Source organism: Mucilaginibacter sp. GW821-FHT07H05 (assembly GCF_059418485.1).
The window spans coordinates 238,881-258,535 of the sequence record NZ_JBWKPY010000007.1 but is presented as its reverse complement, the minus strand read 5'-3'; the positions used below and the strand labels follow the sequence as shown (position 1 = coordinate 258,535).

The window sequence follows — 19,655 nt, the reverse complement described above, 5'->3', positions numbered from 1 at the left end:
TTAAGCAGATTATACAAAAATACTATTATTTAAAAAAAACTGCATTAATTTTTTACCAAATCAAAATAATAGGGTTTTTCTTCTAAAAATCATAATACAGGTTTCTAAAAGAACTTCTTATTCCAAATGTAATTATGGAAGTATTATTTATACCATTAACACTACTTTCACGCCTTACAGTGTAACCAAGTTCTAAACCAAGATTATTTTTAGGGTTTAACAAATAAAAAATATTTAGGTTTGAATAATATAAATGTGTTTTAACCCCTTGCCCTATATAATTACCGTAATCGGCAGGCCTGCTTTTGTATGACAGGTTTATGTTTTTACCATAATTAATACCTAATGTATCCTGCCCATATAAACTATACCCCACCTGTTCGCGTATAGAAAAACGTTTTATATTATAATTGCCGATCATTATAAACTCCCGGAAATTTGCACCATAGGGGTGTGCCAGTGATTGGTTTAAATGGCTATAGTTTGTACTTGTTTTTTGCGATGCATAGGTATAAGGACGTACCGAGTTAAACTCGCCCTGCAAATTAAGACCACTTATATTAAATGCATCCAGGTATTTTAACCCTAATTGCCCACCTTGCTTATTTGCCCAGTAACCAGTGCCGGCAAAAACTTCTTTAAAGGTAAATTCATTAATGGCAAACTGCCCATACAGTACATAATGTTGCAAAAATTTATAACTGCCTGTAAAACCAATTGTTGATTTACCAGGAGAGCCGTTGGCCTGATCAACCGGGTGGGCGAACATAATGGGATTTAGGTATGAAAAGTCAATGTCGCCGGGTTCCCACATCACATTCTCAAACAGGCCAAAGTTTAAATTTTTGTTTACATTCCAACTTAAGTAATGGAATATCCCATTCTTTTTAGGGAAAGGAGTATCATCGTTATTAACCAGGCCATAGTTATCTGTAAATTGTGCATACATAGCCATATATCGTATCGGCCCCAACGTACCCGTAAGTTTAACAAAAGGATAGTTCACTGCGTTATCTGATAATAACAGTGACCGGTAACCATCACCAATAAAGTTTTTATCGTAACCAGCCTGAATGTTTAAAAAATCGGACGGGGTATATGATAATGTTCCGCCTGAGTAGGCAAAATCAAAACTATTATGGGCAGTTATGCTATGCAATGTTGCCTGACCTGGCACTACCTGGTTTTCATTAATAAACTTGGTAACATAGTTTGCAAACTTACCCTGATTTTCATAAAGATATGTTGTAAATGCAAACTGTTTCTTTTTACCTACTATCCCTTTTATTTCAAACCCGCGTGTATTAAGGTTTAAAGAGCGGCCTCCTTCTTTCCCAACTGATAAGGATGGCAAAAAATCTGCCGTCAATTCAAAATCGGGTCGTTTAAGTTCAATTAAATGTTGTAAAAATATTTTACGGGCCAGCCAGCTTTTTGTTTGCCAATCTTTTTGTTGTACCGGGGTTAGTAAGGAATAATATTTTGCAGAATCAAGCAAATCGCCTACTATAAAAGGACGCATAGCTGTATGGCTGCGTTCGTTGCCGTTAAAATAAATAGTTTTATCTATCCGGTTATTAATATCGTTGCTGATAGGTATTAACTCGGACTGGGCTTTTACCCTAACAAAAGTAAAACACAAAAAAAGGCATATGATTAGTAATTTTTTTAAGGTAGATTTTGACATGTTTAAGATTGATAAATGAATTCAAAAATCATTTAGCCCATTGTGCTGTGCTTTGACTATGTAATTAGCTTATGGATTAATGATCTTTGATAATGTTTTTAAAATAATTTTCACATCGAGTATAACCGATCTTTTTTTAATATACTCCATATTCAAAAAAAGTTTGCGCGGCATAACTATATCTATGTAAGCAGCTTCGGGATCTGGATAACCTGCTAATACTTCGTTTTCATTTCTGAATTCAATCGATGCCCAGTCTGTAATGCCTGGCCTGATTGATAGTACGGATAATTGTTGCTGATTATATAAATTTACATACTTCCTAACCTCAGGCCTGGGGCCAACAAAACTCATATCGCCAATAAAAACATTTATTACTTGAGGCATCTCATCAATTTTATATTTTCGTAACCAATAACCTGCTTTTGTAATGCGATTATCATTATTGCCTATAGTTAATAGGCCTAATTTATCCGCATTAATATGCATCGTCCTAAATTTAAACAACTTAAAATCTTTATTGTTCTTCCCTACTCTTGTTTGACGATAAAAAACTCCACCTTCCGAATCTATCCATACATATAAAGCAATTACTATAAATACCGGTAATAAAATAATAATTGCTATTAGTGAAAATGCAATATCAAAAATTCTTTTAAACATATATCTTAATTATCGCCGGGCTTCTACAGATGTTACTACCGCATCAACAACATAGTTTACTTGTTCATCGGTTAATTGCGGGTATATAGGTAGCGATATTTCACAGGAATATTGCTTATAGGCATTAGGGTAATCTCCTATTTTGTATCCCAAATCTTTAAAAAGTGTCATCATGGGCATAGGAATAAAATGCACATTGACAGAAACGCCTTTTCCTATTATTAAATCAATAATTTCATCGCGTTGTGTTTCTGTAATATCCTTTATACGTAACGGAAATATGTGATAGCTGGATTCACGTCGTTCATCTTGTAAAGGTGGCTCGATAAACCAATCATATTGCTTAAAACCTGCACAATATTTCAAAGCCACTTTTTTACGCAGTGGTTGCAATTTATTATTATACTGCTTTACCTGGGCTAGCCCTACTGCGGCGCATAAATCGGGTAAATTTATTTTTAGCCCTTGGAAAAGTATATCATACCGCCAACTACCTGCACCACCCTTGGTTTTTGCAAGTGCATCCTTACTTTGTCCGTTAATAGTATACATTTTAAGAAAACGATACTCTTCCAAATGATCAAAGGCATTGGGTAAGTTAATGCAAATAGCCCCTCCCTCGGCAGTAGTAACATTTTTTACCGCATGAAAGGAAAATATAGTAATATCACATTTATTAGCGGCTGAGGTATCATCATAAATAGCACCGATAGAATGAGCAGCATCGGATATCAATAATATACGGCCCAGTTTTTCCTGTTTATCTGATTCCGGTTTAAATAATTGTTTAATAGCGGGATCGTTTATAATATTATTAAGTGAAGTGTAATCGCATGGCCATCCTGCAATGTCAACAGGCATTATTGCTTTTGTTTTAGGTGTGATTGCTTGCTTTACTTTTATTGGATCGATTGTAAAATCGTCGTTAACATCAACCATCACAGGGATGCCGCCACAATGCAATACACTTAGTGCAGTGGCACTATAGGTATATGCGGGTACAATTACTTCATCACCTTGCTGTATGCCAAACCACTTTAATATTAATATCGCGCCCGAGGTCCATGAATTAACACATACAACAGCTTTCGATTCTGTCATTTTCTGTATTTCATTTTCAAGAGCTATGACTTTAGGACCGGATGTTATCCAACCCGAGTTTAAGGTCTCTAAAACTTCATCAATAACATTTTGATTAATAAACGGTGGGGAAAAAGGTATATTCATTTTTTTAATTCTTTATAATATAGGTTCATTTCTCTTTCTCCCTGAAAAAAGGATTTTACGCAAACGTAATCGTTTTTTTGATAAAAGGAATTAGTATACTCATTATTACTTGCATCGGTTGTTAATGTTAATTCAAATAAACCCTTACTTAATATTTGCTTTTCAAAGTTATTTATCAGAATAGTGCCTATTCCTTTTGAATGCTTACCAGGTTTTATGCAAATAGATAACAACGACGGTAATTCTATATATGTATCATTACTGCCAGTAGTTTTTGTTGCTATTATTGATGTCAGCAAACGCTTTAATTTACCAGGAGACATTATTATTGCAGGTATGGCTGCCCATCCCAACGCCAACCATTTATTTTTTATTATTGATGAATAAAAGCCAGCATTGTTAAGCGTTCCGACAGCAAAGCCCGAAAATTGATTATCTTCATCATATACACCGATTCCTAATCCGTTAGGATGTGTTAAAACTGCTTGATAAAAGATTGTTAAAAATCGTTTACCTAAAGATGTTAAAAAAAAGTCCTTAAATGCTTCATAATGTAATTTGGCAATATCATTCGCATCATTAGGGGTTAATTTTTTATATATCATTGGCAGCAGAAATTATTTCACTAACTAACTTGTGCAGATTTACTTTTTTACTAAAATTAGCTATAGCATAGCTATACCCATTTAGACCAAGTACCTTTAATTCATCACTATTTAAGTCAATAGCCATTTTCATTTTTTCGGTCAGCAGTTTTTCATTGTCAGGTTCACACACCCAACCGCATTGGGCGTCAATAATAGTTTTGGCTGTATCGCTCTCAAGATCAACGCTTGCTAAAACGGGCTTCTTTGAAAACATATATGCTGGCAATTTTGATGGTATTGAACTTAATGCAGCTCCTTTTATAACGGGCAATAGCAACACATCGGCTTTATGCTGAATACGGGCTACCTCGCCTTGTGGAACGTTTATAAATTGTATATCGGACGAAGGATATTTTGCGGCAAGTTGGATACAGGCATCTTTTTGACTGCCATTACCAGCAATAACAAGCCGACTACCCGCTAAGTTTGCATAATTATATGCATTAATAACAGTGCTAACACCGGCAACAGGCCCAATATTACCTAAATACATAAAAGTAAACATTTCTTCTTTTTTGCTTTGAGAACTTACTAAATCAAACTCGCTATTATCTTGCCAATTATAAACTATTGTTATTTTATTATCGATACCCGGCCTTGTTGCGATGAGATATTTTTCCATGCTTTCTGAAATCGCTAAAACCCTGCCCGCATTTTTTAAATTATATTTTTCGATATTTATAAATATCCGGTATACAACGCTTTTTAGCACAGCCGATAATTTATTTGTTAAGGATTCCGGGTAGATATCTTGTATATGCATGACGTATGGTAACTTATACTTTATACAAGCCCTCGCAATAAAATATTGACTAAATATAGGCCACGAATTAATGTATACTACATCATAATTTTTATATTGTTTTTTTATAAACGATGCGGCTTCCTTTCCAAAGCTGTAACTTTCGGCTAACCTCCCGCCCATATTATTACCAGGTGATGTTTTAGAATTAGTATTTATAATATCGATACCGGGTAGTTTTTTTTTATAGTAATCTGCAAGATTAGCACATGAACCCGTATCAAACTTAAACCCATGCGGACGTGTTGGCAAAGGTGCAATTACAGTTACCTGATGATTTTCTTTTTTCAAGGCTAATGCCAGATCAAAACTTATGTTCGCCGAAACTACAGGCTCGGGTGGAAACACACAGCTAATAATTAATACACTTTTCATCGTATTTTTTTCGGTAGCTAATAATAAACCATCCTGTGGCGTACACTAAAATGTGCATTTACTTACGGTTGGGCCTTACTCTTAAAATTAATGCAGTGATAAGATCTATTCGTATTTTTAAACGTTTATAGTAATTATTTTTACTTGAAAAATCTTTATTGAGTTCGGTAACATTCTTTTCATGGCGCCGGTAAATAATTAATTTGTCGTTTATGAATTTAGGGTTATAAAAATATTCACTTACTACTCCTATCCACATATCATGCATAGGAATATTTTCGGGAAATGGCAGCACTTTGTTTAATATTTTGCTCTTAAAGCACAAGCAACACCCTAAATATGAATTTCTCCAAATATTCTTCAATAAACCTCTTCCCGAGTTTCGCCATTCAAAATATGATTCTTTAATAACATTTAAAGCGTCATCGCCCATATAACAATCGCTTACAATAAGATCGCAATCTGTTAATGATTCCACCATTTTCTTAACCTTATTTGGCAACCACAAATCATCCTGATCTGACATAAAAACAATATCGCCTGTAACTTTAGTTAAAGTAAATTCAAAGTTTTCAATTGGGTTTTTAAATGAATTTGAAAATAAAGTAATCCGTTTATCATTGTAAGATTTGATGATCTCAATGGTGTTATCTGTAGAACCATCATCAGAAATTATAACTTCACTATCATCTTGTATTTGCGATAATATCGAATCTAACTGGGTTTTTAAATATCTTCCACCGTTATAAGTGGCCATACATACAGAAATTTTCATATTGCAATTGTAGGCTTTAGTGTTTCAAGTCTTTTTAGCACAACTACTGAAATTATTATAACAGACATTCCGATGGGATTATTAATAAACGGATTAGTAAATGATTGCAAATAAACAAAAATACATGATAGCAAATAGGGTAATGCCATTTTCTTGTTTCCGTTTAATTTTGCTTTATGGTATGAATAAAATATGCAGATTAGTAATATCAACCAAAAAGCAAGGCCCACTATCCCTTGTTTATGAAAAATTTCTAAATAAGCTATTTCTAAATGGCCGGGCCGGCTGTAGGTACCTTTCCCAAAACCATGCCCGATAAAAAAACTAAACGGATCGGCCTCATTTTTAACTTCATGGTATTGTATATACCGTATACTATCAGAGTCAGACTTATCACCTATCGTATCGGTATAATATCCCAGGTATAAGTAACCTACTATTGCAGAAACTCCTAAAATTATTAACGATAAAATTTTATTTCTGTAAAACAGCAATAAATAAATAGTTAGTACAAGTGCAATCGACACCAAAAAGCCACGGGTAAATGTTAGTACAATGGCAATTAATATTAGTGCTATTGACAGGGCATTCCTTTTTGAAAACTTATCAAGAAAAAAGAAAACACCTATACACAGGTACAAAAACCCTTTATAAAAAAAGCCCGCTGTACCCCTGAAAAACACTTCAGTTGTTGAGTCGAGCAAAGCATATATATAATTAAAATCCAGTATACCTGTATAAATCCCAAAGATGACAAACAAGTAACCCATTGCCAGTATAATTGCTGAGCGCTTTAGAATACCATTTATCTGTAATATATTTTTTTCATCTTTTATCATCAACGAAAAAAATATTATGTTATAGAAAAAAATCAGCGGTTTTAAATCTTCAATAATACCACCAGCAGGAAAGCCATTAATTACAGCCATAAATGTGGGGACTAGTAACGTTGCGCTGTAAATTAAAACCAGAACGGAAAAATATAATTCAATTTTGCGCCGAAGAACGACAATTGCTACAGAAACAGATAAGGTGCAAACAAATAGAAACATCCTCAATGTTAAGGGGCCAAGTTTTAACATTTGGCCACTTCCCATTAATGCAAGTTCATATAAGGTAATTATAAATAATAAATGTATTGTTTTCGATCTCATTAAAACGGTTATAACAATGCAGTATTTTTATCCACACATTATTTTATAGTACCTTTATTTTTTGTGGCAAAAAGAAACTTTTTAATAAAGACGGGGACAAATGCTCGGCTTTTAAATTTAATAGTGAGATTTAATGTTCTTACAGCGCATATACAAGACACTGTTAAAAAGTCGCTTAACCCATCGCAGTAGTTACGTGCACCCTCACAATAATAACCAAACCGTCTTAATATCTTCTTTTCATCGGTTTCAAACGAAGAAAGATCATGCAAGCAAGACATGTTTAACAAAAAGAATTCATTATATATTTTTTTATATTTTTCAATTATATAAAAATCCATAAAATCAAGCTTTATGTGCTCATTAAAACCACCGCATTTTGCAAGTGCCGAGGTTGAAATAAACATGCCGCTATAAAGGATCGATCTGTTTTTTAAGCCATTTACCCCCGCGGTAACATGAGGCAAGGCCGCTCCCCTGTTTAATATAAATTTTGAGGGCGAAACAATTAAATTATTTGAGAGCAAAATAGGTGCAAACAATTGGATTGACCGATTATTTACAAGAGCATCATAAAGGGTTAAAAAATAATCCTCAGGGAATGTTGTATCGGGATTGATAAAAAGGATCCACTTTTTTCCTAAACCAACAGATATTTCATATCCTACGTTACTTGCTTTGCTTAAACCCGGGTTTGACAGATCGTGGATATATGTTATGTTCCAGTTTTTGATCCGTGTTTCACTATTAAATGTGGCAACAGGACTATTATCATATAAAATAAGATCGATTACAATGTCGGCACTTATTTTTTGGAGTGCTGAATTCAACGATAAAAACGCTTCGCTGTTTTGAAAGTTTGTATTATAAACTACCAAGACCACCGCAACATCTGACTGATAAAACGATGCCCGATTGCTCATCTCTATTAAATCCTCACTCGTTTTATTGATATCCATTCGTTTAATAACAATTATATCATTTTAGATAACCAGTTAGATAAAGCATATTGCTGGACTATGCCTTTATCTAATTCTTTATATGGTTGCCTGAAAAAATCAATATTTAAAACAGGGTTGCTTCTATCTAATATCAAAACGTTGTCTTCATTATAAAAATCATAGTTTACAATATCAGCATTTGTTGTAATAATTTTCCTTTGGGCCCCTACTAATTCAATTGTACGCATAGTTAACCCATTTTGAAGTGGATGAGCAATATCCAATGTACAGTTTGAATTTAGTATGCTATTAACGTTTTCTGTTGCTGAAATTGGTTTATGTATCAAATATTTTTTAAAATGCTTTAGCTCGTTCCCGGTTATAAAATGAGTTAAATAACTAAAAAAACCTACGTATAGTTTAATATTATGTTTTAGGTTATTTTCGCGGCAAAAAACAATAACCTTTTCTATTAATTTTAGCCGGTCAGAGTGATACCATCCCAAAAAATAAAGATCTGTCAAAGCCATTGATCCTTGTGAATGCCGTGCATATTCTTCACGATAAAATAACGGATTAAACTTCAGATCGCTATTGCTTATGCAATCCATTCTATCAAACGAATAAATTTCATGAAACTGATGGAATATTTTTTTGCTGCCAGGCACCCTGCTAACTGAATCCCATAAATAAAGCACCCATTTAGCATTGGGGTTTTTTTTCTTTATAATATCAATAGCTTCATTAGTCAAATTTTCGCCCTTGATTATAAATACATTGTGGTAATCTGACCTGGCTGCGTGGGCTATGCTTAAACTTAGTTCATTTAAAGTTTTCTGAATTTTTAACTTATTACCTTTTCTTATATCATACCTATATTTGAAGCTACTAGGTACCTCACAAAAATAATCGACTTGATAATTAAGCTTTTCAAGTTGATTAATTATGGCTTTATCATAATCATAAAAACCAATACCGATAAAAAGGATCCGTTTTCGGTCAATCATTTAAAAAGCCCTTTACTTTTTAATTCATTTATTGATTGTTCATAATTATCTGCCATTATTTGTTGCTTATTAACCCAGGCGCAAAACGCAGCAATACCTGTTGCAAAATCAACTTTAGGTTTAAAACCTAACTTTTGACTTATCTTGGTTAAATCGGCAAAATTGTGCCTTATGTCACCAAGGCGATAATTACCGGTAATTTTTACCGGTATATTGGTTTTATACTGTTGTTGCAGGGTTTCAGCAACTGTTAATACGTTAACGGCTACGCCGGTGCCCACGTTAAAAACCTGATTATTTGCTTCATCTTTCTCAATACCCAGTATAGTTGCATCCACTACATCATTAATAAAAACAAAATCGCGGCTTTCTTGTCCGTCTTCAAAAATATTTATTGCGTTTCCATTTTTTATCTGTGTAGAAAATATAGATAAAATACCGGTATAGGGATTTGAAAGCGATTGCCCTGGCCCATAAACATTTTGATATCTGAATGCAACGGCTGCAATTCCTATGGTTGGGCAAACCACCATAACCATTTGCTCTTGATTTTGTTTTGTTATACCATATACCGAGGACGGATGTATTTTTGAGTTTTCATCAGTAGCTACAAGTTGCAGAGGTTTTTGAGTGCCTTTGTATTTCACTTCAAAATCCCCGTTATCCATAAATTCACTAACTCGGTGGCTTGGATAAACATCGCCTAAATTTTCACTGTAATATTTACCTTCACCATATATTGATCTAGAGGATGCTACTATTACTTTCTTTACTTTATGAGGTAAATTTGTAAGTACATCTAACATTAACGCTGTACCGCCAATATTAACATCTGTATATTTTTTGATTTCGTACATAGATTGCCCTGTTCCTGTTTCGGCAGCAAAGTGGACAATAACATCCTGATCAGCAATCGCTTTCACCCAATCATTTTGGGATGTTACAGTTCCCCTAATAAAATTCACTTTATCTTTAATAGAATTATAAAGAGGCGAATCGTTTTCAGGATCGGCACCATGTATTTGAGGTGAAAGATTGTCTAAAACTGTAATGATATATCCCTTGTCAATTAGTTTTAAAGAAAGATTGGAGCCAATAAATCCGGCCCCGCCAGTAATTAATACTTTTTTCATTTTTTTATTTTCAGCCATTTTTTTTCATCGTGGTTATACTGTTTTATAATTATTGCAGGTATACCTGCAATAACACAAAAATCGGGATAAGTTCCCGCCACTACGCTATTTGCACCAACTGTACAATGAGTACCTATTATAGTACCTGGTAATATAACCACATTATTATAAATCTTACAATCTGCTGCAATACTAACTTTTTTCACTTCTATATCCTGATACTCAATAGGAATTAAAACATCCTCATAGGGATGGTTTATATCTGTGATGGTTACATTTGCTGCAATTGCCGTATTTTTACCTATATATATTTCATCCGCACAGGTTAAGTGCAAGTTTTGTTGGATAGTTACACAATCATCAAGAATTATATTGGGATTAAATTTTTTACCATTATGATTAACTATTGCTTCCATCCTGCAATTATTCCATACATATATATTTACGCCGCATGTAATATATTTTTTTGAGATAGATATGCCTTTTTTAAAATATGTATTTTTACCAAGATGTTTAAATTGATTTTTGTTAATTGTCCACCATATTTTACGGTTAAGGTAACGTATTGTCTTAAAAAATAATTTCATCATTTCGTTTAACATTACACTTCATCGCTTAAGATCATTTGAAACTTTTGAGTCTTAAATTTTTCAAAATAACAGGTGTCATTTTTATTAAATTTATTATCTAAGTAAGCATATATTTCGTCATGCCCATCAATTAGGTATACATTCGGGTTTAAAAATACATCCTGGTGAGTTCGATAGTCTTTAATTTTGTATAATATAACTTTTACCTGTTGATCTAAAGCTTCATAAACGCAGGTTGATTGTACGGCCAGGATTGCATTTGTCGCCATTAATAAACCTTTTATGTCACGTTCGTTATAAATTACATCAACATTAGGATACTTAGCAAAATGAGCTTTTATATGTGTTTTTTCATAGTACTGATTTGGATGCAACTTTATAGCAATTTTTTTGGTAAAGCCACTCTGTAAAAAGCAATCTATTAGCTTGATTAAATCTAAAGCATATATATCAACAAAAATTACCGTTAGCGCATATTCTTTATTTTCCTCCGGTGCTTGCGATACAAAAAATGTATTTCCAATACTTATATTATATTTAACAGGGTAATTGATGTTTTTTGACCAAAATGATGAAAAAGTTAAAAAATAAGATGGAAAGCTATTTAGGTGTGATAAATTTATATTTGGGGGGTAATCATATGCAGGGTGTATATAGCTAACTAAACCATGCTGCATTTCATAAACAGGTATGCCCGCATTTGAGGCGGCTGTAAAAAACGCTTTTTGTATACCGTTTTGAACAAGAAATACTTTTTTAGGTTTTAGTTTCTGCAATAATTTGGTATAGTATCCCAACTCGGTTTTAAACCTATTTATTAAATTATAAATTATGCTATCTAAATTAACACTTACACCAAACTCTTGTTCTAATATATTAGTAACCAGATATTTGCTTGTTGATTTTCGATTTAAAAGAGATTTTAGATGATCTATGTAATAGGCAAATAACACTCCTGTACTAAAGTATGATTTATGGTATAAGGAATTATCATATTTTATGTTGCTTTCTAAAATTAATTTTTCTTCATTATCAATTGATAACAGCACGTCATTCAAGGCGTAATCAATATATTTATCATCTGTCGTTTTATACCTTGCACAACTAATACACAAGTATTTATATGATTTACGATTGATTGCTAATGATAGTTTTATAGCATAAAAACTGCTTTTAATTAAATTATAGATTTTACCTATAACAGTATCTTGCTTAGGCGGGGTAGCCGCTTTAATATTTGCCAATTCAAAATATATAGCATAAAAAACATCATGGCGTACAATATCCCAATAAAATAGCCCATCTGTATCTTTTATCTTAAAGAACTGATATTTTACTTCAATCGCATGGATTTTTTTTGTATAGTCAATTATATCCACTTTGCCATTATTTGATTAATCCGATAAATTGATTTTTAAATCTTCTAATACTAATATTTAATAGCTTCAATGCAATTATAGTAAAGACCAAAAAAAGAAAGAATTTCAACAAAAGATTTAGCAATAAGTTGGACTGCGATATAAAAGTATCATAAACATAGGGCATAAATGCTACTAAAGCAATAAGAACTAACTGGCTTACAAGGTATCTGGTTTTTATTATAAGATTATAATGGCAGATAATATTTACAATTAAAAAAGCAGTTGTTGAAGCAATAATAGCACCATAGTAACCCAGTTTGGGTATTAAAATAAAGTTAATAGATACAGAAATTATTCCAGATAAAATTGTTGTGTACGATACTACTTTTTGCTTTTTCTCAGCAATTAGCAATATATCTAAATAGGTATTTATACCGGATATAACCACCGGAATTGTAAGAAAAGGTACAATTTTATAACCAGATGAGAATGCGTGTGACGCGGCTATTAAAAAAACTTCTTTACTAAATATTGCAGCAAAAAAAGCACCTATTAATAACAGAGACAAGTAAATCCGGTATAATAACAGATTAATTGATTGAAAGTTATCAGAATAATACTCTTTAAAAAGTATAGGTTCGATAGTTTTATAAAGCGCTTGTATAACAACATTTAAAGCCAAAGCAAGTGTAGATGCAACTGAATATATCCCAAGCTGTTCTAAACTTATATATCTTTCTAATATTACCCTATCACTAAGTGATATAAGAAGGTAAGATATGCCACCTGGTAATAAAGGTAACGAAAACCTTAGCGCACTTTTTACTACACTCCAATCTATTTTAAAAAACCCGTTATTCCTGATATAATAAAAATATATAAATACATATGGTATGTTTACCAATAATCTTCCGTAATAACTCCCCTCTAACCCAAATCTATAGTGCACCACCAATATTAAAACTAATATATACTGTAAAATAGTACGCGAAAGGCTAACAATAATAAATCCTTTCGCGTTTTCATTTACGCGATACATCACAAGCGGAATTATTGAGATTACATCAAAAAAATTATTTAAGATAGCCAGGAAAAAAAATGGGTAAAATGGAATATTTACATTAAAAAACCCAATTAACTTGGGTATTACAATAAATTGAAATAAAAGTAGCAATACATTAAAAAGCAATATAAAGTAAAAAATAGAACCTACCAGGTTTTTACGCCCCTCTAAACTATCTTCATTGTAATAATATTTTAAGATATATGTGTTTAATGATAGCGAAGCTATCACAAATACAAAAGTCATTACAGATGTAGTATAGCTGTTTATCCCATACTCTTTTGTAGAAAGATAGGTGGTAAGAATGGGAAGTAGTACCAGAGATAAAATACGTGGAACTATTTCTCCAATAGAATATAAAATTGTATTGGAGAAAAGTTTTTTACTATTCAGCATGAATCTGTTGAAATGTTGCTTAAATGGAATTGAAATGATGAAACACAGTACTAATTAGTTGTGTTACTAAAATTTCAATCTGGATATTTGCCCGGATAATTGGTAGACTAAATGTCATCCAAACCATCTTGATTAACAGTGTGCCTTAATTTCCATGTACCGTTAGCATCTTTGCCCCATAAGTGTGGTGAACGGAACTTGTCAACTATTTGATTAAATTCTTCTTCAGTGGTATCAATATATTCTAAAAATTCCGTGAAAAACTTATGCGGAAATTCCTGATCAAAACGCTTAACCAATAGTTCGCCTTCGTCACGGGTAATTTTCCCATTGCGTATTTCCTGTGCGGCGTCATACGTAGCGCGACCAATGCCAAATTTTACTAATGTTGTAAAATAGTGAAATGGATCTATTTTATCATCTATGCTGCTGTATTTAGAATAACTACCTTCGGTACGCTCGGTATTTGATGCAAAGCCAGTATTTTCAACAGCATAATAGTAACACTCTTGCGGATCCCATTTTAAATAATAACCAAGATAATGAACTTCAACTCCTTTAGCATGTAATTCTGCCGGGCTTACTGGTATGTATGGCGCAAAATCAGCTTTGGTGTAACCATAATCTTTTATAATGTCTTTCATTTTAACCCCACCCAAGCTCATCTCCATTGGCTCGTCTACAGAAAAAAACTCTGTGCTCATTGTAGGTATATTATTTGCATCAACTTTATTTCCATACTCGGCCTGGTTTTCGCCATACATTACCAGTTTTACGCCATATCTGGCAGCCATAGCCGGACCAATAATACGCTGCCCTATTATAAATGGCTGAAAAGGGTGTAATAAATTATGGAAAGCAAATTTTGTTAATAACCGATGTAACTTACCATTAGGAGTATATAAAATATTATCCAGGCCGCCTGCGTGCATCCAGTTATTAAAGTTCTTCCACCCTATATCTGTGTATAAATGCGGTGCCCAGGTTACCGTTAGGGGGTTCATACCGTATTTATACTTCATGATATGGGATGTATAGGCGCTATCTTTACCACCGCTACCAGGAATAATAATATCGTACGATCCGTCATTTCTTCTGAACTTGTCGCACAATTTCATAAGAGTTTCCTCTCTTTGTTTCCAATCTATATTTACCTCTTTTTCATCATGATACCTACAGGCCGAACAAATTCCATCCCCGTCAAAATCAATGGTTTCTTTTTTATCCTTTATATCACTTTTAAATTCAACCGTTGAACTCGGTCGCTGATTGGAGATTACGCACCTTTTACAAAATTTAACTTCGGATGGTAATCCATAATATGCTTGATATATTGACATTTTACTTTATAAGTTTTATGAAATTTTCTAATATTTTTAACCCTAATATCCCACTTTTTTCCGGATGAAATTGGGTGCCATAAACATTGTTTTTATGTACAGCTGCACAAAAATCCACCTCTCCATACTCGCAATTAGCCAACACATCGTTTAAGTTATCGGGTACTGCAGCAAAGCTATGCACAAAATAAACATCGGTTTTATTATTAAACTCGCTTAATATCGTTTTATCCCATCGCCCTGCTGTGGGTTCAATCAATTGGCTCCAGCTAACATGAGGTAGTTTATCTTTGGAATTTTCTGGCAATGCGATTTTTTTCACTTTACCGGGAATTAATCCCAATCCCTTTGTATAACCAAATTCTTCGCTTTCTTCCATCAGCATCTGCATACCCAGGCATACGCCTAAAAAGGGGTTACCTGTTACAACAAAACTATTTATACAATCTATTAAATCGCGTTCAATCAGGTTCTCCATGCCATGTTTAAATGCCCCTACCCCAGGCAATATAACCGCATCAGCGTTTAGTATGGTTTCCTTATCGTTAGTAAGTGTAGCCTTTGCACCAACTTTCTCTAATGCATTAATCATGCTTTTAACATTGCCAATGCCATAATCTATTACAACTATCTCATTCATATCCTTACATTAACGCCTGCCAAATCCATAGCTTTTTTTATTTCGGTAACAGAAAATAAGTTATAATGCAAAATAGCGGCAACAGCTACACCACTTACATGCGTTTGTTTACAAACAGTTGAAATATGAGCGGGGTTGCCTGCCCCACCGCTTGCTATTACCGGTATAGAAACATTGGCAGATATTTTTTCTATTAATTCAATTTCGTACCCTCTTTTTGTACCTTCCTGGTCTATTGATGTTACCATTAATTCGCCCGCACCTAATTGCTCTAATTTAGAAGCCCATTCAACTGCATCTATTCCTGTTTCTTCGCGCCCGTTATCAACATACACTTCCCATAAATTACCTTTCTTTTTAGCCTCTATTGATCCAATTATACATTGTGATCCATATATACGCGATGCTTCTGTAATTATCTCAGGAGTTTTTACAGCCTGGGTATTTAATGCGATTTTATCTGCGCCTGATTGTAATGCTAGTTCAATATCTTTAACCGACCTGATACCGCCACCAATAGTAATAGGTACAAAAACTTCCTTACAGGCTTTTTCGATAATATGGAACAAATTATTACGGCCATATAAACTTGCCACCGCATCCATAAAAATTATCTCATCTATTCCTTCCTGATAGTACTTTTTTGCAAGTTCTATAGGATCTCCAACCTTTCTTAATCCTTCAAGATGAATACCCTTAATAACAAATTCATTCTTTACGTCAATTCGGGCGATTAGCCTTTTTCTGCTCATTTTACTATCAAATCTTAAATGTTGACTTACTACTTATAATTAACATTATTGTTTACTAAACATGAGTTTTAAACTATTTTCGATTGAATGCCTATAAGTTAGGTCGATACTTTCTCTCAATTTATTATCTTTAATATCAAGTGTATTATCCCATGAGGGTGTTTGGTTAAAGGATATCTCAAACTTAGTATGCATGATATTTTCTGCAAGCGCAGTAAGCTGCCGCAAGCTATATTTATCAGGCCCTATAAGATTATATTTACCTTTTACCGATTTTGAAATAATATTACTAATGGCTTCAGCACAATCCTGCACATGTAAATAATAACGTACCATATATCCATCGTTATTAAATTCTAATAACTTATCCGAGTTAAAAGATCTTTTTATATAGCTAAAAACGCCCTTGGGCTGTTGCTCTCCATATAAATTTGACAACCTTACGATGCAATAATTATCTATGTGCAAATTACTTTCGATCAAATATTCGGCAAAGGCCTTGGCACACGAGTAGGATGTTTCGGGGTTAACCGCCGTATGCTCATCAGCATTATTACACGAGCCATAAACTGTTACAGTTGAAAAATGAATTAAAAATTTATTGGTTGCTTTTACAGCATTTACAACTTTGTTTATCCCTTCTGAATTTAACCTAAAACACAGGTTAATTGGGTTTGTAACTTGCCCTAAACAGTTTACAATAATATCATAATTGTTAATAACATTCAACAGTGCCTCATCGCTTGTTTCAAGCATATTTATCTGGTAAAACTTAACATCATCAATAGCAGGATCTATAACATCGATACATCCAATTTTACCAAAATTATTTTTTTTAAATGATGCTATTAAACTTTTACCTAAAAAGCCACCGCCTGCTATTATAAGTATGTTATTACTCATAAAACCGTTTTTGAATAATGCCTTCCAGTGAAACTGTTTTCATTACTTCAACTATCTGATCGGCCGAGTTGCCTTCGCCGTAAGGATTTACAATAGTTTTAACGTAATCCCTAAAATCATTATCATATATGGCTTTCTCGATACCTTTTTTAATTTCAGACTTGATGTTTGGCACATCAATTACATTTTTAGCCCTTTCCCTGCCCATTTGCCTGTTACCAATATTAACCGCCGGTATCTTGTAAGTAGGCGTTTCATGAATACCTGAACTTGAATTACCCACTAAGGCCCACGCATTCCTATACAGGTTAATAAATTTATTTGTAGGTAAGCTTGGGTACCATTTAAGGCCTGAGTTTTTTATCTCGTCGATAATATTTGAAAAGCCCGCGTCGTTATTGGGTAATAAAACAATACACTGTATACCTAACTCTTTAATGGCACTAATAGTTTCTTTAATCTGATCTAATGAATTTTTTGCTTCGGTAGTAACAGGATGCTGGATCATAATTACAAAAGGTTTTGAAAAATCAAGATCAAATTCCTTTTCAAGCTCTTCTTTAGGTATTACTGGTGTGCTTACCAATACATCAATAGATGGGCAACCAACAACAAAAATATTTTGTGGATCTTCTCCCATTCTTATTAATCTGTCTTTTGCATCTTCGGTAGCCGGTAAATGGATATGCGAAAATTTACTCATAGCGTGCCTGATGCTTTCGTCAATACTGCCGGTTACTTCGCCGCCCTGAATATGTAAAACAGGGATGTTCATATGTGCGGCGGCAATAGTTACTGCAAAATTGCCCCCAATATCAAAACCTGATAACACCAGATCTGGTTTTGATTTTTCCAGTTCATCAACTAAACCACTCATAACCCTTGCCATTGAGCGTACCATTTCAGCCCCGGTATCTGGCCTTTTTTCGTTAAACATCGGTACCCGTGCCGATATTGTAAAACCATCTTCTTCTATATAGTTTATATCACTTCCGTGTTCCTCTAACAAACATATGCCAGTTACAACCAAGTATATTTCAAAAAATGGATCTTTAACCATCTTCTCTAAAATTGGTTTATACCTGCTGTAATCGGCTCTTCTTTCAACTACTACAAAAACTTTTTTCATATCTGCTTTTTAAACTTAATACAACTGAATGTGTTTAATATCTTCCTGCGCCTTAGCAAAATCTCCATGGTTGCCGATATCAAGCCAATAACCTAATATCGGATAACTAACCAGTTTTAGGCCATCGCTTATTACCTTTTCCATCAAATCTGTCGCATCATAATAACCCGATTGTGGTATACGATCAATAATTTCTTTTTTTATTAAGTATATACCTGCGTTAGAGTAATAAGTGTAAGTGGGTTTTTCCCGTAGTGATTTTACCCTATCGGTACCCAATTCTAAAACAGCGTAAGGTATATTTACTTTATATGCTGTAGTAGCAACTGCCATATCTGCATTACTTGTTTTAAAAAAACTATAAAAATCTTCAAAATCGATATTAGTAAGCAAATCAGAATTCATAATAAGAATATGATCATTATGAAAACGGGGCACTAATTTAATTGCACCTATTGTTCCCATTGGCTCGTTTTCACTTACATAATCAATATTAACACCTTTTAAGGCACCATTACCTAAATAATTTTTTATTTTGTCTGCTAAATATTTTAAAGAGATACAATAATTATGTACCCCGTACGATACAAGCCTATCTATATTATGCTCAATTATAGGTTTATCGCCAACTTTTAATAAGGGCTTGGGAGTATTTAACGTTAAAGGACGCAGTCGCATACCCTCGCCGCCAGCCATAATTAGAACATCAACCGGAATAAACCCCTTAAGTTTTTCCAGATCAAGTATTTTTACAATTTTAAGATCATTATCAATAAGTGGTACCAGAAATATTTTTTTGTTTCGCAGGTCCTTTAACTTATCATTATCAATATTCTCAATTGTAACATAATGAAAGCTTTTATTCATCACCAGCTCAACATTATCAGTTAAGTTACGGTTTGTAATAAGCCCTCTTCTTATATCTCCATCTGTTAACGTACCAACAAGTTTTCCATCATTGTCAGTAACAAACAAAGTAAGGTTACTTTCAAGCAGATTTAAAGATCTTAAAGCATCTTTAATTGTTGTAGATATATTTATGATATTCATTTTTGTGTTGCCCATGATAT

At 33.4% G+C, this 19,655-nt stretch carries 19 protein-coding genes; all 19 read right to left on the bottom strand.

The features are described from left to right. Positions 1 to 82: 82 nt before the first annotated feature. Positions 83 to 1,687 carry a hypothetical protein gene (locus AC07M6_RS19435; protein WP_494892317.1) on the bottom strand — a complete coding sequence of 535 codons (1,605 nt, stop codon included), beginning with the start codon at positions 1,685 to 1,687 and terminating at the stop codon, positions 83 to 85. Between the two features lie 69 nt (positions 1,688 to 1,756). After that, on the bottom strand, positions 1,757 to 2,350 hold the full coding sequence (locus tag AC07M6_RS19430) for a sugar transferase (protein WP_494892315.1): 594 nt from the start codon (positions 2,348 to 2,350) through the stop codon (positions 1,757 to 1,759). Between the two features lie 9 nt (positions 2,351 to 2,359). Beyond that, entirely contained in the window at positions 2,360 to 3,577 is a 1,218-nt protein-coding gene (locus AC07M6_RS19425) for a DegT/DnrJ/EryC1/StrS family aminotransferase (RefSeq protein ID WP_494892313.1), read from the bottom strand. Further along, a complete protein-coding gene (locus AC07M6_RS19420) occupies positions 3,574 to 4,182 on the bottom strand; it encodes a GNAT family N-acetyltransferase (RefSeq protein ID WP_494892311.1) in 609 nt (202 codons plus the stop codon). The genes AC07M6_RS19425 and AC07M6_RS19420 overlap by 4 nt, the downstream gene beginning before the upstream one ends. After that, positions 4,172 to 5,401: a glycosyltransferase family 4 protein gene (locus AC07M6_RS19415; protein ID WP_494892309.1), complete on the bottom strand. Its 1,230-nt coding sequence runs from the start codon at positions 5,399 to 5,401 to the stop codon at positions 4,172 to 4,174. Before AC07M6_RS19415 ends, AC07M6_RS19420 begins: the two co-directional genes overlap by 11 nt. Positions 5,402 to 5,459: 58 nt before the next feature. After that, positions 5,460 to 6,176, bottom strand: coding sequence for a glycosyltransferase (locus AC07M6_RS19410; protein ID WP_494892307.1), 717 nt, complete (start codon positions 6,174 to 6,176; stop codon positions 5,460 to 5,462). Further along, positions 6,173 to 7,330: an O-antigen ligase family protein gene (locus tag AC07M6_RS19405; RefSeq protein WP_494892306.1), complete on the bottom strand. Its 1,158-nt coding sequence runs from the start codon at positions 7,328 to 7,330 to the stop codon at positions 6,173 to 6,175. Before AC07M6_RS19405 ends, AC07M6_RS19410 begins: the two co-directional genes overlap by 4 nt. A gap of 38 nt (positions 7,331 to 7,368) precedes the next feature. After that, positions 7,369 to 8,289 carry a glycosyltransferase family protein gene (locus AC07M6_RS19400; RefSeq protein WP_494892304.1) on the bottom strand — a complete coding sequence of 307 codons (921 nt, stop codon included), beginning with the start codon at positions 8,287 to 8,289 and terminating at the stop codon, positions 7,369 to 7,371. Positions 8,290 to 8,303: 14 nt separating this feature from the next. Then, positions 8,304 to 9,278 carry a WaaS/CpsH family glycosyltransferase gene (locus AC07M6_RS19395; RefSeq protein WP_494892303.1) on the bottom strand — a complete coding sequence of 325 codons (975 nt, stop codon included), beginning with the start codon at positions 9,276 to 9,278 and terminating at the stop codon, positions 8,304 to 8,306. Further along, positions 9,275 to 10,429: an NAD-dependent epimerase/dehydratase family protein gene (locus AC07M6_RS19390; protein WP_494892302.1), complete on the bottom strand. Its 1,155-nt coding sequence runs from the start codon at positions 10,427 to 10,429 to the stop codon at positions 9,275 to 9,277. The genes AC07M6_RS19395 and AC07M6_RS19390 overlap by 4 nt, the downstream gene beginning before the upstream one ends. Continuing rightward, complete coding sequence (locus tag AC07M6_RS19385; RefSeq protein WP_494892301.1) at positions 10,408 to 11,001, bottom strand: acyltransferase; 594 nt, start codon at positions 10,999 to 11,001, stop codon at positions 10,408 to 10,410. The genes AC07M6_RS19390 and AC07M6_RS19385 overlap by 22 nt, the downstream gene beginning before the upstream one ends. An 11-nt stretch (positions 11,002 to 11,012) precedes the next feature. Further along, on the bottom strand, positions 11,013 to 12,380 hold the full coding sequence (locus AC07M6_RS19380; RefSeq protein ID WP_494892300.1) for a hypothetical protein: 1,368 nt from the start codon (positions 12,378 to 12,380) through the stop codon (positions 11,013 to 11,015). A gap of 7 nt (positions 12,381 to 12,387) precedes the next feature. Then, positions 12,388 to 13,821, bottom strand: a complete 1,434-nt coding sequence (locus AC07M6_RS19375; RefSeq protein ID WP_494892298.1) for a lipopolysaccharide biosynthesis protein — start codon at positions 13,819 to 13,821, stop codon at positions 12,388 to 12,390. A gap of 107 nt (positions 13,822 to 13,928) precedes the next feature. Continuing rightward, the gene (locus tag AC07M6_RS19370; RefSeq protein WP_494892296.1) at positions 13,929 to 15,161 is read right to left on the bottom strand and encodes an N-acetyl sugar amidotransferase; all 1,233 of its coding nucleotides are present in this window, start codon (positions 15,159 to 15,161) and stop codon (positions 13,929 to 13,931) included. A gap of 1 nt (position 15,162) precedes the next feature. Then, positions 15,163 to 15,801 (bottom strand): imidazole glycerol phosphate synthase subunit HisH, encoded by a 639-nt coding sequence (hisH, locus tag AC07M6_RS19365; protein ID WP_494892294.1) that lies wholly within the window; start codon positions 15,799 to 15,801, stop codon positions 15,163 to 15,165. Further along, on the bottom strand, positions 15,798 to 16,553 hold the full coding sequence (gene hisF / locus AC07M6_RS19360; RefSeq protein WP_494892292.1) for an imidazole glycerol phosphate synthase subunit HisF: 756 nt from the start codon (positions 16,551 to 16,553) through the stop codon (positions 15,798 to 15,800). The genes hisH and hisF overlap by 4 nt, the downstream gene beginning before the upstream one ends. A 45-nt stretch (positions 16,554 to 16,598) precedes the next feature. Further along, the gene (locus AC07M6_RS19355) at positions 16,599 to 17,456 is read right to left on the bottom strand and encodes an NAD-dependent epimerase/dehydratase family protein (protein ID WP_494892290.1); all 858 of its coding nucleotides are present in this window, start codon (positions 17,454 to 17,456) and stop codon (positions 16,599 to 16,601) included. After that, positions 17,449 to 18,585: a UDP-N-acetylglucosamine 2-epimerase gene (neuC, locus tag AC07M6_RS19350; protein ID WP_494892288.1), complete on the bottom strand. Its 1,137-nt coding sequence runs from the start codon at positions 18,583 to 18,585 to the stop codon at positions 17,449 to 17,451. Before neuC ends, AC07M6_RS19355 begins: the two co-directional genes overlap by 8 nt. Before the next feature lie 15 nt (positions 18,586 to 18,600). Then, positions 18,601 to 19,650 carry a nucleotidyltransferase family protein gene (locus AC07M6_RS19345; protein ID WP_494892286.1) on the bottom strand — a complete coding sequence of 350 codons (1,050 nt, stop codon included), beginning with the start codon at positions 19,648 to 19,650 and terminating at the stop codon, positions 18,601 to 18,603. Between the last annotated feature and the right edge of the window lie 5 nt (positions 19,651 to 19,655).

What these genes read in the sequence shown, in the direction of transcription:
- AC07M6_RS19435 (WP_494892317.1), bottom strand. Translation starts at nt 1,687, where the DNA reads ATGTCAAAATCTACCTTAAAAAAATTACTAATCATATGCCTTTTTTTG.
- AC07M6_RS19430 (WP_494892315.1), bottom strand. Translation starts at nt 2,350, where the DNA reads ATGTTTAAAAGAATTTTTGATATTGCATTTTCACTAATAGCAATTATT.
- AC07M6_RS19425 (WP_494892313.1), bottom strand. Translation starts at nt 3,577, where the DNA reads ATGAATATACCTTTTTCCCCACCGTTTATTAATCAAAATGTTATTGAT.
- AC07M6_RS19420 (WP_494892311.1), bottom strand. Translation starts at nt 4,182, where the DNA reads ATGATATATAAAAAATTAACCCCTAATGATGCGAATGATATTGCCAAA.
- AC07M6_RS19415 (WP_494892309.1), bottom strand. Translation starts at nt 5,401, where the DNA reads ATGAAAAGTGTATTAATTATTAGCTGTGTGTTTCCACCCGAGCCTGTA.
- AC07M6_RS19410 (WP_494892307.1), bottom strand. Translation starts at nt 6,176, where the DNA reads ATGAAAATTTCTGTATGTATGGCCACTTATAACGGTGGAAGATATTTA.
- AC07M6_RS19405 (WP_494892306.1), bottom strand. Translation starts at nt 7,330, where the DNA reads ATGAGATCGAAAACAATACATTTATTATTTATAATTACCTTATATGAA.
- AC07M6_RS19400 (WP_494892304.1), bottom strand. Translation starts at nt 8,289, where the DNA reads ATGGATATCAATAAAACGAGTGAGGATTTAATAGAGATGAGCAATCGG.
- AC07M6_RS19395 (WP_494892303.1), bottom strand. Translation starts at nt 9,278, where the DNA reads ATGATTGACCGAAAACGGATCCTTTTTATCGGTATTGGTTTTTATGAT.
- AC07M6_RS19390 (WP_494892302.1), bottom strand. Translation starts at nt 10,429, where the DNA reads ATGGCTGAAAATAAAAAAATGAAAAAAGTATTAATTACTGGCGGGGCC.
- AC07M6_RS19385 (WP_494892301.1), bottom strand. Translation starts at nt 11,001, where the DNA reads ATGATGAAATTATTTTTTAAGACAATACGTTACCTTAACCGTAAAATA.
- AC07M6_RS19375 (WP_494892298.1), bottom strand. Translation starts at nt 13,821, where the DNA reads ATGCTGAATAGTAAAAAACTTTTCTCCAATACAATTTTATATTCTATT.
- AC07M6_RS19370 (WP_494892296.1), bottom strand. Translation starts at nt 15,161, where the DNA reads ATGTCAATATATCAAGCATATTATGGATTACCATCCGAAGTTAAATTT.
- hisH (WP_494892294.1), bottom strand. Translation starts at nt 15,801, where the DNA reads ATGAATGAGATAGTTGTAATAGATTATGGCATTGGCAATGTTAAAAGC.
- hisF (WP_494892292.1), bottom strand. Translation starts at nt 16,553, where the DNA reads ATGAGCAGAAAAAGGCTAATCGCCCGAATTGACGTAAAGAATGAATTT.
- AC07M6_RS19355 (WP_494892290.1), bottom strand. Translation starts at nt 17,456, where the DNA reads ATGAGTAATAACATACTTATAATAGCAGGCGGTGGCTTTTTAGGTAAA.
- neuC (WP_494892288.1), bottom strand. Translation starts at nt 18,585, where the DNA reads ATGAAAAAAGTTTTTGTAGTAGTTGAAAGAAGAGCCGATTACAGCAGG.
- AC07M6_RS19345 (WP_494892286.1), bottom strand. Translation starts at nt 19,650, where the DNA reads ATGGGCAACACAAAAATGAATATCATAAATATATCTACAACAATTAAA.